Source organism: Jeotgalibacillus terrae, assembly GCF_016908195.1.
Taxonomy (GTDB): Bacteria; Bacillota; Bacilli; order Bacillales; family Jeotgalibacillaceae; genus Jeotgalibacillus; species Jeotgalibacillus terrae.
Map to the genome: position 1 here is coordinate 178,384 of NZ_JAFBDK010000005.1, position 13,308 is coordinate 191,691.

Here is a 13,308-nt window from a genome sequence, read left to right on the forward strand (position 1 = left end):
TCTTCATACAAGCAAAAAGCACAGAGAAGAAATCTGTGCTTTTTGATGATACTTATCCTGTTACGCCTGCACTTGCTTTTATATGGAGTGTTTTTTGCCACACTGTCAGCACGATGCCTGAACAGAATAACAGCAGGCCTGCTGTAATAAACACGATTCTGACCCCGGCCAGGTCCACGAGAAGTCCGGCCAGCAGCGTCGTCACAGCATAAGTTGAAAAAGATGCTGCTTCCTGAGCTGCATACACTTTTGGTAATAGATGTTCTTTTACATTTGTCTGTACCAATGTGTTAAGCGTGATGCCTTTAAGCTGTGTGACAAAACCAAACAGTACTGATAATAACAGGGCAAGATAGGGGTTGGAAATCAGTCCGAACACTATTGTTGCAAGGGCTGCAGTGTAGGCGGTTATGATGACACACTGTTTTGCACGGCGTTGTAACAGCTGATCCGCTCTGATCGCGATCAGTCCGCCAGCAATGAGTCCTGCAAAAAAGCTTGAATTGATATAACCCCACCAGGGTTCTCCGGCCTGCAACACTTCAGCTACATACACATAGACAATGGCTGCAATCCAGACAACACCTGCATTAACCTCAATTATTTCTGCTAGTGTAATAACTCTCAGAAACGGACTCCGGATAATGGCTCTCCACCCTGCACGCCGATCTTTTTCAGCAGGATTGTTTTCTTCAAGGCTGATGTGCAATAACCGGGAGAGAACGCCTGCTAAAAGAGTTGCGGCGATATACAAACCAACCGTGATCCATATCAGTATTTCAGCTGAGCTGACCGCAACCAATATGCCACCGAGCGGCCAGGCTCCAAGTTGAATGGTTTGTGTCACTACACCCATATAGCCATTGGCCTTCACCAGACGATCACGTTCCACAAGTCTTGGAATCAATGCATGACTAGCAGGGGAAGCCCAACCATCTAAAAAAGCGATCCCTGTCACAAACAGAAAAGTCAGCAGGATCGTTTCCTGAGTGATCTGCTGGTAACTCACAGCGAGCGCCAGTAACAATAAAGTTTTCAACCCCTGTGAATAAGCAAGCAGCTGCGGCAGTGGGAATCTGTCCATCACATGTGGTGCTGCGAATGCTCCGAGAAATCGCGCACTCATATTAAAAAACGGCAGCAGTGCCATATAAAATGCTGATCCCGTCAGCAAATAAATCGTTGAAATTAGCGATACAATGTAAAATACATCTCCCAGGTTAGCCATTGACTGACCTGTCAGTAAATAACGAAACGAATGCTTCTTCATCTTCCTGCTCCTTTTTCAAAAGGCGGACCGCTCTCTGAGAAGACAAAAAAGCGCACAAATTCACCTTTTTGTCTCCGGGGTGAACGAGTCGCCTGTATTCTCTATTCAATTTGATAAAGGTGGAAGTCGCATTCTACACTCGTCTGTTCTCCGATCGTGTTTTAGTTGTCAATAGTTTACCATATGGGGTCTGGGTGTGGTGGGTTTTTTAGGAATTTGGGTTTCTGATTGGGGTGGTGAGGGTGAAGGAAATCCCGGCCACACGGGGCTCAAACTAGATCTTGCCCATCATCACTCTGGTGCCATTTACACATACAGCCGAAACTTTCCTGATCCTCCACCCGTATACCCACTATGAGGGGTGGAAAATATGAAAAAATATGTATGTCTATTACCGTTTTTACTATTAACAGCCTGCATGGACGACGAACAGGCTGTTGAGACAGAGCGTGAGCCGGCTGGATTTGTGATTGAAGAGAAAGAGTATGCCGATCCGCCTGCGACGTCAGGTTACGTGCCGGATTTTACGGCTACTGATATAGAGGAACTGCCTGTTGAGACGCTTGAAGAACTGGCAGTAGAGCGGCCGATGTCTGAGACTGTTACTGCAGATGAGATGCGTGAGGATGTGGATACGTTTTTGCGTGCGATGCGCTATGGGTACGGTCCTTATGAAGCTTATGGTGGGGATGAGGCGTTCCTTGCGGCTGAGCGTGAATTGAATGAATGGATTGATTCGCAGGACCAGTCTGTCAGTACGGTTACATTCAACGGAAAGTTGAGCGATGCTTATTCGTTTATTAAAGATCAGCATTTTGGGATCGCGGGTGTTCAGCCATACATGAAAGAAGTGATCCCTCACAGTGTTGAAGACTGGATATTCACCAAAGAGGGAGATACATACTTTTACGAAGGTGAAGAGGTTGTATCGGTTAATGGTGAAGATGCAGAAGCGTTTATGCAACCATCATTAGGAGAGGGCGGGGAGGAAATCTACCGCGCTGTCAGCATGTCAGAAGACGGGGCAGGTCAGTGGACGCTTGAGACTGCTGATGATACGTACACGGCATTTTCTTTTCAAATGACAGTAAAACCGGATGAAGCAGATTCGCTTTTTGACATTAGCGAAACGGATGAAGGGATTCCTGTGATCCGGTTTGGTACCTTTGCGCTCACTGATGATCTTGATTTTACTTTTGATGATATGTTTGAGGCGGTTGATGCGATTGAAGATGCGCCAGCAGCGATTCTGGATTTGCGTGATAATGGGGGTGGCCTGGGCGGATTTGGTACACGTTTTGTTCATGACCTGACAGGATCCCCGCCATCCAGTACTGAGAGTGTCTGGCTTGATACAAAGACAATCAATCTTTTAATGGCTGAAAAGGTTAAAGAGGGTATAGAGGAAGGAAAGGTTTATAAAACATTTTACGAGGACTATGGCCTTTTTCTGCCCGACCCAAATGAAGAATTCCAGTTGCCTGATGAACCTGATGCAGGGGTTGAGACGTTTGAAACAAAGTGGACAGATACTGGTGTGGACATCTCAGAATCACCTTCTCTTGAGACACCACTCTATATTTTGATGAATGAAAATTCAGGTTCGGCCTCTGAAATTCTCATTTCTGATTTACTTGAATACGATCAGACGACTTTGATGGGTACGGCTACACGTGGTGTTTTCACTAGTGATGCAGGTTCGCTTTTTTACCTGCCGAATTCCGGAATCAGTATTCATATGCCCGGCAGTTTCTATGTCAGTCCCTATTCTTTTGAGCGCGAAGCAATTGGAATTGAACCGGATATCTGGCTGTCAGGGAGTGGTGCGATGGAGCGGGCGGCTGAATGGATTGAGGAGAGGCATGTAGAATAAAATCAGTGCAGTTCTTGTTGCAGAGAAAGGACGAAGAAAATATGAAGAAGAAAGTTCTACTCAGCATGGTCTGGCTGACAGGTATTTATTGCTTACTGCATATCATTTTCGACTTTAATATTAAACAGAATATGATGATCTTCGGTATAGATACCCATATCACGATCAGTCTGTTCACCAGAGTGATACAATTATTGTTTTTTATCCTTTTGTTTATTTATTTCCAAAGCTATATAAAAAAAGCTGATACTAAAGCGGAGGGTTCATAACATTTTGTTCTGCCCAGTCTGTCGATTAAGTCTCTCGGAGGATTCGAGATAATCGACAGGCTTTTTTATAGTCAATAGAGAAGTATATTATATGGTGCTCCGTAAATAGACAAAGGGGGAAAGCATGTTTTTAGCGCTTACACTGATTGCAATTCTATTCATTATTACGCTCTTAGTACTCGATAAAATCTCAGCTGCAGTCATCATCAAATCATTTAATCTAAAAACAAGAAAAATCGTGGTCAGACAATTAATGGCTACCATACAGCTTTCAACCTGATCTTTATATGTTTGAGTGCAATTATTTACATGGTGATCGCAGCACTCTCAGGTTCATCGTTCACGCCGGCGCTTATGTTAGTCCCGATGTTCTATACCGGGCAGCTGATTCAAATTTTTCTTGAGTGGAAAATGCTTGAGACAGACGACTATAAAGTTTCATTGATGCAGTTGGGGCTGGTTACGGTTGTGCTGGTGATCGCTTTTCCATTTGCAGGAGAATGGATGAGAAGGATAGAAGGATAGAAGGTTTGATTTGAAGATAAGACTTACTAACAGAAATGAGGAAACGATGTGAATATCATTCAGGCCACGGCAAAAGACAGCGCTGCAATAGCATCATTATTTAATGCGTACCGTCAGTTTTACAAACAGGCACCTGACTTAGAGGGTGCAGAGCAATATATATTTGAAAGGCTGTCAAAAGAAGAGTCAGTGATCTTTTTTGTCAGGGAAAGTGATCAGCTACTTGGCTTCACTCAGCTATATCCAGTGTTTTCATCTATTTCAATGAAGCGGGCATGGGTATTAAATGATTTGTTTGTAAACGAAACTGCAAGAAAAAGAGGAGTGGGTGAACTGCTTCTGCAGAGAGTCAAAGCGTTTGCAGAAGAGACGGATGCAGCCAGTGTCAGCCTGAGTACTGCACCTGATAATGTGAATGCGCAGCGCCTGTATGAGCGGAATGGTTACAAGCAGGATGAAACGTTTTTACATTATGAATTGAGCATCTAAGTCAATGTCACATATTTTCTCTCTATTGCATTTACTACATTAATCACTACAGTTTTGTCCGGATGAATAGGGAGGGCGAAGCTTATGGCTGATCCGTATGTATACGCTGGCCAAAATCGAAACGGAAGCGGAATTTCGGCTTCGAGACTTGCAGTTGTTGCGGCAGCACTTACCACAGTTGCCGATGCCATAGGAACAATTGCAGCTGTCAAAGCGGTTCGGGAAGAAGAAATCAGTAATCTTGAAGATCAAAAGAGGCAGAATGAATTACAGCAGACACTGTCAGATATTCAGGCACAAATCGATGACCTGAAAACACAGATTGTTATGTCTGCCACTTCTAATGGAACATCAGCACCGGCCTATTCTATTAATATAGAGTCGCTTACGATTTCACTGCCTCCTTCGGCAAATCAGGGGGGAGATCAAACAGGGACAGATCTTATTCGTATTGAATGAGATCTGTCCCTGTTGGCTTTTAAGCTAATTCTTATCAAATTTACTGCTCAGCAGATGAATTCCCCTTAAGACCTGACTATATGTATAAAATTGAGCTGCACTTATGGCAGGAAGTAAGCAATAACAGGAAATAAAGCGATGATTCCTATACTCTGCAGTAGAGTGATCACCAGGTCTTTTTTCAATGGATTAGGCTCAGGATAGCGGTTAGACACTCTTTTAAGTATGAACAGGATCAACCACCAGACAGATACATTTAACAATATATCTATGAAGCTGTCGTAAGGGTACATTGCGTCGACTCCTTTATATCTTGTATTAGAAAGCCACGTAGAATGCTTTGTTATCATGATCAAGACAGCGCTCGATCCGCTCTCTGAAGTTACTCACTGTCACTTTCTCCAGTGCATCTTCAATTGGAAAGAACCCGACTTCCAGGCTTTCAGGTGACGTCGTGCATACACCGCCTACAGGTTTTGCAAGAAACAATGTATTGCATATCGACCGTTCCACGTTTTGGAAAACCCCACAGAACCGTACGATCTCAATGTCTATCCCTGATTCCTCTTTTGTTTCTCTGATTGCGGCAGCTTCAAGAGATTCTCCTTCTTCCACCTGGCCTCCAGGCATCTCCCATCCTCTTCTTGGACCTTTAATTAATAGCAATTCGTTCTTCTCGTTCACTACAATGGTTGCAGCTGAAATGATGTGCTTTGGTACGGTATATTGAGCAGTTGGTTGTGTCAAATTGGTGTCTCCTTTCTGTTTTTGAAAAATTCAATTATTAATATGTTAACATAAAATGGTATTGGTAGGGGTAAGGTCAAAAAATTTGGCAGAAATAGGGGTAAACCATCAGTAAGCGTGATCTTTAGTGCTGAAGGAATGATTTTCAGATTATTGGAATCAACTCTCACTCTGAGGGAATTGCCACGATCATTGAAGGGAAAGTTTATTGAAATGATGGAATTGCATTTTCCCGTCGCCCGCCCCCTGGCAGACCACACCAGCTCGCTCCCCGCACCTGAAACCAAAACTGCTCCATACAAAAACATCAAAACCGAGGTGAACCATGTTCCAAATCGAGCATCCAGAGACCCTGAACATAGATAAGCTCAATCACGCACTTCGTGAAGCATTATCACCAGTGTCAGGTTTACTCAGACAGAAATCATATCATCATCTTTGCACGGCAACTTTCAAACAAACGATTGTTGGAATCGGAATCAGCTGGGGCAACGAGTTCCACCCCCACGGTGAGAGAATAGCGATCATAACTGACCCACACATTACGCAACAGAAAGAGCTCACAGAATCCCTGTTTCATAAACTAAAACGGCACCTTCAAACTGAGCGCTACGCTCATGCAATGTGGTCATTCAATGGAGATAACGACATACTCAATAAAGTCGCCGTACATAACCATTTTAAACTCGTACGAATAACATATATGCCTGTGCTTCAAATAGAAAGTGTTTTAGAGGATTTGAATAAGGTTGACGAAGCGGAAAATCTGATCCCTTTAGAAGAAGTCATCACGCAGCCTGAACTAAAACGGGCATTATTCCAGCTGATCAAAGAAAATTATACAGCTACCCACCTGGACAGCCCGGTCGCTGAAGAGCCACTTGCAGTATGGGAAAAGACGCTGCTTGATGATAGTCCTGATCTGAAGCGCAGTTATATTCAATTTACTGACCGGGTTACAGGATACGTGATGCTCCACCCGGTTAGTGAACAGGAAGTAGAAGTGGGGTGGGCCGGCGTTGGGGAGTCACAGGATCTCGGTTTGTTACAACAAATCATGAAAAAGCAGCTCATAGAGTTGAAAACCAGGGGCTTTTCTAAGGTCACACCTGAAGTGGATACAACATCTCATTTTGCTATGTCACTGTTCAGTCTGACTGATCTGAAAAAGGAGCCTGCCCTGAATACATATCAACTGAGTTTTCATAAAGGAGACCCAAAATGAAAAAACTTAAACATTGGAAGGACCCGGGCATTTTGCTGGCTTCAACAGGTATCGCATCGATCGGGGACTTTATTTACCTTGTTGCGATTAATCTGATCGTGCTGAATATGACAGGCTCTGCGGCTGCGGTTGCGGGTCTTTGGATTGTCGCACCAATCACAAATATTGTGATGAAATTCTGGACAAGGAGCTTCATTGATTACAGAAGTAAAAGAAAGGTCATGATGGCGACCTATCTTGCAAGAGCTGTTTTAATTGCATTCATTCCATTCGCGCCAAACGTTTGGCTGATCTATGCCATTCTTATATTGCTCAGTGTGGCAAAATCGTTTTTTAACCCTTCTTCTGTTACATACATCACAATGATCGTGCCGCAGCCGATGAGGAAAAGGTTTAATGCAATCAGGTCTTTTACATCGTCAGGGGCTTTTATTGCCGGACCCGCAGCGGCGGGTACATTGATTCTGCTGACATCTATTGACTGGGCGCTTTGGGTTAATGCTTTCTTCTTTGTGGCTGCCGCAGCTGCAATGCTGTTCCTGCCTGAAATCGAAAAGATAGAAAAGGCTTCTATTCCAAAGCTGACCATTCAGCAGGTGAAAAAGGATTTTACAGTTGTATTTGACTTTGCGAAAAAATCATCATATGTAGTAGTTGTGTACAGCGTTTTTATCGCGATTTTATTGTTTACATTTGCGATGGATGCGCAGGAAGTGGTGTTTGCAAGAGAGGTTGTAGGTTTATCGGAGCTTGAATACAGCTTATTGATCAGTATTACCGGGATTGGATCAATCGCAGGAGCGCTCGTATTATCCGTATTATCCGAAAGACTGTCTATCAGGATGATGACCACAACGGGTCTGCTGCTGATGGCAGTCGGTTATGTAATCTATGCATTCTCCTGGTCCTTTGCAAGTATTGCTGGAGGCTTCATCCTGCTTGGCTTTTTTAACTCATTTTTAAATACCGGTATGTCCACTTTCTATCAAAATAATATCCCGGTGGAGCTGATGGGACGTGTGACAAGTGTATTTGAACTTGGTCAGAGTGCTTTTCAGGTATTATTTGTTCTGCTGCTTGGAGCGGCAGCTGATTTCTTTTCATTGAGAGAGGCGATTGTGACGGCTGCACTGCTTATGCTGATCTTATCATGCATTTTCTGTGCATTTCTGTGGAAGCCGGGTAGGGAAGAGACTTTTGCTGAGGAATCATAAAAAAGCGAAGAAATAATTTTCTCCGCCTCTTTTTATTGATAAACCTCATTCGCCCATTCCACTGCCCGAACATACATATCATGCAAAATCGCCGTATCAATATTCAATTCGCCAGCCCATTTCTCCACACACGCCCAGTCACCTTTTTCATAACAAAGCACTGCGTGGTAAATAGGGGCAAGTAAGCTGTCCCCGTTGATCAAAGCTGCTTTGATTTCAGTGGACAGAGGTACGCTTGCTAAGACGGTTTCCATGTGATCATCAAGAATCGCGTCAATCGTACTGAATAGCGCCATGACGGCTGCATCAATCTTTCTTTCCTGCAGGTGACTTGCTCCGCAAAGCTGCTCTGCAAATTTAGAGCGCACAAGGGAAATTTTCAGCAGTTCATCAGGTTTATCTTCAGCAAGATCCTGCAGCATCAGAATATTGATCCATCTCTCAAAGTTTCTGATCCCCATTTGCACGAGTGCGCGCTTAATGGAAAAAGATAGCTGATCTTTATTGCTATGGCTGATAATTTTCATCAGACGGTAGCTGAGTGAAGCGTCCGTTTCAATAATCTCAGTTAGTTTCTGATAGGAAGGTTCGGGTGTTTTTAATTCTTGTAAGACCCGTAAATAAGTATGTTTGTACTGCCGTTTATATGTAGCTCTTGTAATGATGTTCGGCCTGCTGAAAAAGTACCCCTGAAACAGGTGAAAGCCCATTTGCTTCGCATGTTCAAATTCCTCAAGTGTTTCCACCTTTTCTGCAAGTATCGTCTTTTTTCTGAAATGAGCTTCTGCCACCTGTGTAGTGATAGCGTCCAGGGGAGTAGAGCGGATATCAAATTTTATGATGTCTGAGTCATTCATTAATTCGTATTTACTAAGGTCAGAGTCAAAGTCATCCAGTGCAATTTTATAACCCATTTTCTTCAATTCCTGTACACGCTGAATCAATGTGTCATCGAGTATAGTTCCTTCCAGAATTTCAATCACCATATGCTCCGGAGGAATCACCTCTAAAAAATCACTGAGCAGCATGTCTCTTGTAAAGTTAACAAAGACGCGGGAATAGTCACTGATCTTCCCGACGCCGGTTTCGAGTAGTCCCTGCAAAACTGCAGTAGTAGACAGATTGGCATCTGTTCCGTCATAACCGGCCGCATGCTGAGAAGAACGGTACAATAACTCGTAGCCATAAGTATCCAAATCCCGTTTGAAAATAGGCTGTCTGGCAATGAACATAGCGATCTCTCCTAAAATCATACTATACTTACTTTTAGTATATTTTACCTAATGATGACAATGCAAGAAATAAAGTTAATCTTTTAACATTCCATAATAGTCTGATAATCATTTATAAAACCAAATATCTGTAGAATGATGAAAAAAATTTTCTGGGAACTGCAACTTTATTCCATACTTATCCGTTACTTACACGAGAGGGGGAAAGGTAGTGGATATTCAAGAGATTTATCAGCGATATGTGAATGATGTATACCGTTACCTTCTCTCGCTATCAAAGGACCGTGAACTGGCTGAAGATTTAACGCAGGAGACATTTATTAAGGTATTCGGGGCCTTTGATTATAACCCGCCCGACTCTATAAAAGCCTGGCTATTCAAGGTTGCCTATCATACATTCATCGATTATTTGAGAAAAAACAAACATACACAGTCAGCCCCTCCGGAGGTCATCAACAATATGGAATCTGAGGCTTCAGCGGAAGAGTCATTTGTTCGAAAGGAAGAGACAGCTTATCTGTATGAGCATCTGGCGTTACTAAAAAATGAACAGAAGCAGGCGATTGTGCTTTGTGATTTAAAAGGGTACTCCTTAAAAGAAGCTGCGCTCGAGATGGAGATTAAGGTTAATACATTAAAGTCATATTTGTTTCGCGGCAGAGGAAAATTGAAAATGCTGATCAGGAAAGGACGTGGACAAATTGAGTGATGAATTCAAGCAAAGGCTGAAAAAATATTATGCCGGTGAGCTTTCAGATCAGGAAGCAGCAAAGGTTGAACAGGAAATTCAACAGGCAGAAGCGTATCAGGATGTAATGAATGAAACCTTTGAACATGATGAACTGCCACCCGGGAAGGTTGGAGAGATCTTAAAGAGAAGTTCGCGCAGAGCGAGGCTGACGGTTATCGGATATGTAGTGATGATTCTTCTGATGATCTATCCGGTTCTAATGATTGGGAGTTATGTCTACTATGGTTTTATCGAACGAGCTAATAATCTGATAGATGTTGCATATTCAACTGTCTATATCACTGAGCCAAATGCAAGTGTGGATGAATTCAATATTGAATATGAGTTGGGACTCTTTACGTTTGATGTCTATATGGATATATACAAACAGGTAGGTAACGCAACTATTAAGCAGGGTGAATGGGTGGTGCCTTTCCGTTATAATCAGCCGGATTTCCCTGAGAGAAACTATACGATCGATCAGCCGCCTGAGGAAATCCCTCAGCCTGATCAGCGACTGTTATACCATCCGGATGCGGGGTTAAGTAATTCACAGAATGGGGGATGGGATACACTTGAAAACTTACCGGAGGGCACTGTGGCAGAGGTATATGTGTCCCTTGAAAGAACTGTTCCTGTAGATGAGTTAAATCGTGTGATCAATGATATCGATGCCAAGTGGCTCTGGTATGCCATTGATACGGGGCTCGATGCAGAGGCGAGTGGAGAACACACCGGATACCTACCGCCAATCGGTTATCCAGCGCAGACAGGAAACAATTGGTCGCCTTATAACTTTCAGGCGCCAAATGATGAGCAGTTCATGGAGAGTCTGAAATTTTTAGCTGAATATGAGGAACAGGCTACCATGATTGCAAGAGCAAAATGGCTTGAGCTGGATGAACGGATTGCCTTTCTGGAGGAGAATGGATTGAATGCGTATGGCGGTGTGGTCACGGGTCCGGCTAAGGAATTATTAAAGCTGAGGGACAACGATGATGTCAGAGCAATCAGGACAGGGGAGGTGAGGTTATGGAACTGGTAAAAAAGAAGAAGGGTGAGTCAAGACTCAGCGCTGCGGCTTTTATCATCTCTCTGATCTCACTGGCGCATTTGAATATCTTTTTACTGACTCAGGAGAGCCTCAACGGATTCAGCTTTTTCTATATGCTCCTTCCTTTCATCAGCTTGATTTTGTTTATCGCCAGTTTTTTTCAAAAAGGCTACAGCCGTACATTTGGCTGGTGGGGCGTGCTGATCTATGCGTTTATTTTCGTTTCGATTGTAGTGATCTTTTTTAGTGCGTTTACGATTTATCCGAAGCCGTAATAGGATAGGCAGAATGCACTTAAAGGCAGAAGAACCCGACCGGACGGCTGAGGTTCTTCTGCCTTTATTTGTTCGTGTCATCAGGCCGGGTGGCAGTGCGATTATTCCATACTTCCCAGGTAACGAGTGTGGTACTGTCTTTTACACTATGAGATCTGATATGGTTTAACATTCCCTCAACAGCAGTCTGATCTGCTGAATCGTTAAATGCCCGATATATATCTAATGAGTCAGCGTAAGGTTCTCCGGGGCATTCAATTAATCCATCAGTTGTAAGAAAGAGACGGTTGTTTCCTGATCTTAACTCTCTTCTGCCAGTGCTGTAGCATGACACCAATTGATCAAAAGTGTTCGCTTTACCGATCCACTCAAAAAACTGTCTCTGATTCAACTGAACCTGTCCCATATTCATCAATTCCCCGTGAAATAAGTAAAGCAGACAATCCCCGACTGAAAACCACCAGATATATTGATGTTTCCTTACAGTGATTAAGCAGGCCGTTTCCCCATTAATCGTTTGACAGGCAGAGAGAAAGCTGTCGTCAGAGAAGATAGAGATAATGGTTTTTTCTAAATTTGTAAATGTGTCCTGAGTTAATTGAGTAGTTAACATTGTAATCAACTTTTGCTTGGCATTCAGTATTTCTTTTAACACAAGGTCTGTGCTTTCAGCAGTATGATGGGCGTCAAGTAACATGACAAATTCCCAATCGCCTTCAGGGTCAGACCAGATCAGACAGCCATCTTCATTTTTAGTCTGTCCGGCATCTGAATTGCCACCGTAGAGGCCAATGGTCAGATGTTTAGCTTTCTTATAAAGGGCTGATCAATAAAGGTTGTTTCACTGCCGGCCCACTTGAATTCCTCAGGCATGCTGATGCGTGTCCATATATTTTTTCAAGCGGTCGCAAAGTGATTGCACGTCACTGATGTTTCTCATGGGAGCCTCTTCCCAATCATACACTGCACTTGGTCCCCAGTATTTTTCAGGTGTACCGGGATAGCGGGGGACAATATGCATATGGAGGTGCGGGACAGCGTGACCAGTCACAAAAGAATAAATGTGCTCAGCTTTTTCAACTTCCATCAGAGCTCTGCTTACTTTTGACATCGCCACACCAAAAGCTGATGCCTCGGCCGGGTTCATATCACCAAGCCCGGGCGCATGTCTTTTAAGGTCAATTACAAGGTGCCCGAGATAGACGGGATTGCCATTTCCATCTATATGACCAATCGATATAAAGTCATCCTCAAAAATAGTACTGCCAGCCGTCTTCATTATTCCCGCATGCTTGTCGCATATAAAACAGTCTCCCATCATCAACACCTCAGCTTCTTAGATTCCAATTATTATAATACAGTGGGTCATTAAATGGTACATTTTTCTAAAAACAAACTTCATGTCAGATGCCGCTTAGAAATTTTCAATTATATAATCGGAACTCGCAGGAAATGTCGGGATGATTGAAGAAGCAGAATGTAAGAATAATCACTATTAGAACGAACGACCAACCAAGGAGGATCATAATGGAAACCTTTCAGGAATTTCTCGATACGATTGACAATGAAGAGCACAGAGCACAAACAAAAGAAGTACTGGATTGGGTGGAAGAAAAATATCCTGAGCTGGCTCAAAAAGTAGCCTGGAATCAGCCGATGTTTACGCATCACGGAACTTTTATCATTGCGTTTAGTACATCAAAAAAGCACCTTGCAGTCTCTCCTGAAAAAGCAGGCATTGATTATTTTATGGATGAAATCAAAGATAGAGGACATGATCACAGTAAAATGCTAGTGCGTTTTCCGTGGAATCAGCAGGTTGATTATGAGCTGCTTGGAAAGATGATTGAGTTTAATTTAAAGGACAAAGCAGAATGTACGACTTTCTGGCGTAAATAATCTGAAAAACTTTCCTGAATATTGAAAATTGAATCGATTGTTTCAAG

Annotated in this window: 18 protein-coding genes; 12 read left to right on the plus strand and 6 right to left on the minus strand. The window is 43.1% G+C overall.

What is annotated here, in order from left to right; all coding sequences use genetic code 11:
* Window positions 1–52: 52 nt before the first annotated feature.
* Window positions 53–1,270, minus strand: coding sequence for an MFS transporter (locus tag JOD21_RS06730; protein WP_204728881.1), 1,218 nt, complete (start codon window positions 1,268–1,270; stop codon window positions 53–55).
* A gap of 370 nt (window positions 1,271–1,640) precedes the next feature.
* Here JOD21_RS06730 and JOD21_RS06735 point away from each other — a divergent pair, with 370 nt between their 5' ends.
* The 6 genes from JOD21_RS06735 (at window position 1,641) to JOD21_RS06760 (ending at window position 4,885) form a co-directional block, all read left to right on the plus strand.
* Window positions 1,641–3,143, plus strand: coding sequence for a S41 family peptidase (locus tag JOD21_RS06735; RefSeq protein ID WP_204728882.1), 1,503 nt, complete (start codon window positions 1,641–1,643; stop codon window positions 3,141–3,143).
* Between the two features lie 41 nt (window positions 3,144–3,184).
* Window positions 3,185–3,412 carry a hypothetical protein gene (locus JOD21_RS06740; RefSeq protein ID WP_204728883.1) on the plus strand — a complete coding sequence of 76 codons (228 nt, stop codon included), beginning with the start codon at window positions 3,185–3,187 and terminating at the stop codon, window positions 3,410–3,412.
* Between the two features lie 124 nt (window positions 3,413–3,536).
* Complete coding sequence (locus tag JOD21_RS06745) at window positions 3,537–3,692, plus strand: hypothetical protein (protein WP_204728884.1); 156 nt, start codon at window positions 3,537–3,539, stop codon at window positions 3,690–3,692.
* Window positions 3,693–3,703: 11 nt separating this feature from the next.
* Window positions 3,704–3,937, plus strand: coding sequence for a hypothetical protein (locus JOD21_RS06750; protein WP_204728885.1), 234 nt, complete (start codon window positions 3,704–3,706; stop codon window positions 3,935–3,937).
* A 48-nt stretch (window positions 3,938–3,985) separates the two neighbouring features.
* On the plus strand, window positions 3,986–4,426 hold the full coding sequence (locus tag JOD21_RS06755; RefSeq protein WP_204728886.1) for a GNAT family N-acetyltransferase: 441 nt from the start codon (window positions 3,986–3,988) through the stop codon (window positions 4,424–4,426).
* Between the two features lie 84 nt (window positions 4,427–4,510).
* A complete protein-coding gene (locus JOD21_RS06760) occupies window positions 4,511–4,885 on the plus strand; it encodes a hypothetical protein (protein ID WP_204728887.1) in 375 nt (124 codons plus the stop codon).
* A gap of 101 nt (window positions 4,886–4,986) precedes the next feature.
* On the opposite strand, the gene JOD21_RS06765 is transcribed toward JOD21_RS06760, so the two are convergent.
* Both JOD21_RS06765 and JOD21_RS06770 read right to left on the minus strand, forming a co-directional pair.
* Complete coding sequence (locus JOD21_RS06765) at window positions 4,987–5,178, minus strand: hypothetical protein (protein WP_204728888.1); 192 nt, start codon at window positions 5,176–5,178, stop codon at window positions 4,987–4,989.
* 25 nt (window positions 5,179–5,203) lie between these two features.
* Window positions 5,204–5,632 (minus strand): NUDIX hydrolase, encoded by a 429-nt coding sequence (locus JOD21_RS06770; protein WP_204728889.1) that lies wholly within the window; start codon window positions 5,630–5,632, stop codon window positions 5,204–5,206.
* A gap of 325 nt (window positions 5,633–5,957) precedes the next feature.
* Here JOD21_RS06770 and JOD21_RS06775 point away from each other — a divergent pair, with 325 nt between their 5' ends.
* A complete protein-coding gene (locus JOD21_RS06775; protein ID WP_204728890.1) occupies window positions 5,958–6,857 on the plus strand; it encodes a hypothetical protein in 900 nt (299 codons plus the stop codon).
* Window positions 6,854–8,071, plus strand: a complete 1,218-nt coding sequence (locus JOD21_RS06780) for an MFS transporter (RefSeq protein WP_204728891.1) — start codon at window positions 6,854–6,856, stop codon at window positions 8,069–8,071. Before JOD21_RS06775 ends, JOD21_RS06780 begins: the two co-directional genes overlap by 4 nt.
* Before the next feature lie 32 nt (window positions 8,072–8,103).
* On the opposite strand, the gene JOD21_RS06785 is transcribed toward JOD21_RS06780, so the two are convergent.
* A complete protein-coding gene (locus JOD21_RS06785; RefSeq protein ID WP_204728892.1) occupies window positions 8,104–9,303 on the minus strand; it encodes an EAL and HDOD domain-containing protein in 1,200 nt (399 codons plus the stop codon).
* A gap of 211 nt (window positions 9,304–9,514) precedes the next feature.
* Here JOD21_RS06785 and JOD21_RS06790 point away from each other — a divergent pair, with 211 nt between their 5' ends.
* Genes JOD21_RS06790 through JOD21_RS06800 form a run of 3 tightly spaced genes read left to right on the plus strand, consistent with a single transcriptional unit; the run spans window position 9,515 to window position 11,362 of the window.
* Window positions 9,515–10,012: a sigma-70 family RNA polymerase sigma factor gene (locus JOD21_RS06790; protein WP_204728893.1), complete on the plus strand. Its 498-nt coding sequence runs from the start codon at window positions 9,515–9,517 to the stop codon at window positions 10,010–10,012.
* The gene (locus tag JOD21_RS06795; RefSeq protein WP_204728894.1) at window positions 10,005–11,078 is read left to right on the plus strand and encodes an anti-sigma factor; all 1,074 of its coding nucleotides are present in this window, start codon (window positions 10,005–10,007) and stop codon (window positions 11,076–11,078) included. The genes JOD21_RS06790 and JOD21_RS06795 overlap by 8 nt, the downstream gene beginning before the upstream one ends.
* Window positions 11,066–11,362: a hypothetical protein gene (locus tag JOD21_RS06800; RefSeq protein WP_041121649.1), complete on the plus strand. Its 297-nt coding sequence runs from the start codon at window positions 11,066–11,068 to the stop codon at window positions 11,360–11,362. Before JOD21_RS06795 ends, JOD21_RS06800 begins: the two co-directional genes overlap by 13 nt.
* Before the next feature lie 64 nt (window positions 11,363–11,426).
* On the opposite strand, the gene JOD21_RS06805 is transcribed toward JOD21_RS06800, so the two are convergent.
* Both JOD21_RS06805 and JOD21_RS06810 read right to left on the minus strand, forming a co-directional pair.
* Window positions 11,427–12,059 carry a PP2C family serine/threonine-protein phosphatase gene (locus JOD21_RS06805; protein WP_476733795.1) on the minus strand — a complete coding sequence of 211 codons (633 nt, stop codon included), beginning with the start codon at window positions 12,057–12,059 and terminating at the stop codon, window positions 11,427–11,429.
* 168 nt (window positions 12,060–12,227) lie between these two features.
* Entirely contained in the window at window positions 12,228–12,683 is a 456-nt protein-coding gene (locus JOD21_RS06810) for an HIT family protein (RefSeq protein WP_338032881.1), read from the minus strand.
* A gap of 206 nt (window positions 12,684–12,889) precedes the next feature.
* Between JOD21_RS06810 and JOD21_RS06815 the strand changes: the two genes are divergently transcribed.
* A complete protein-coding gene (locus JOD21_RS06815; protein ID WP_204728895.1) occupies window positions 12,890–13,261 on the plus strand; it encodes an iron chaperone in 372 nt (123 codons plus the stop codon).
* Window positions 13,262–13,308: the final 47 nt, after the last annotated feature.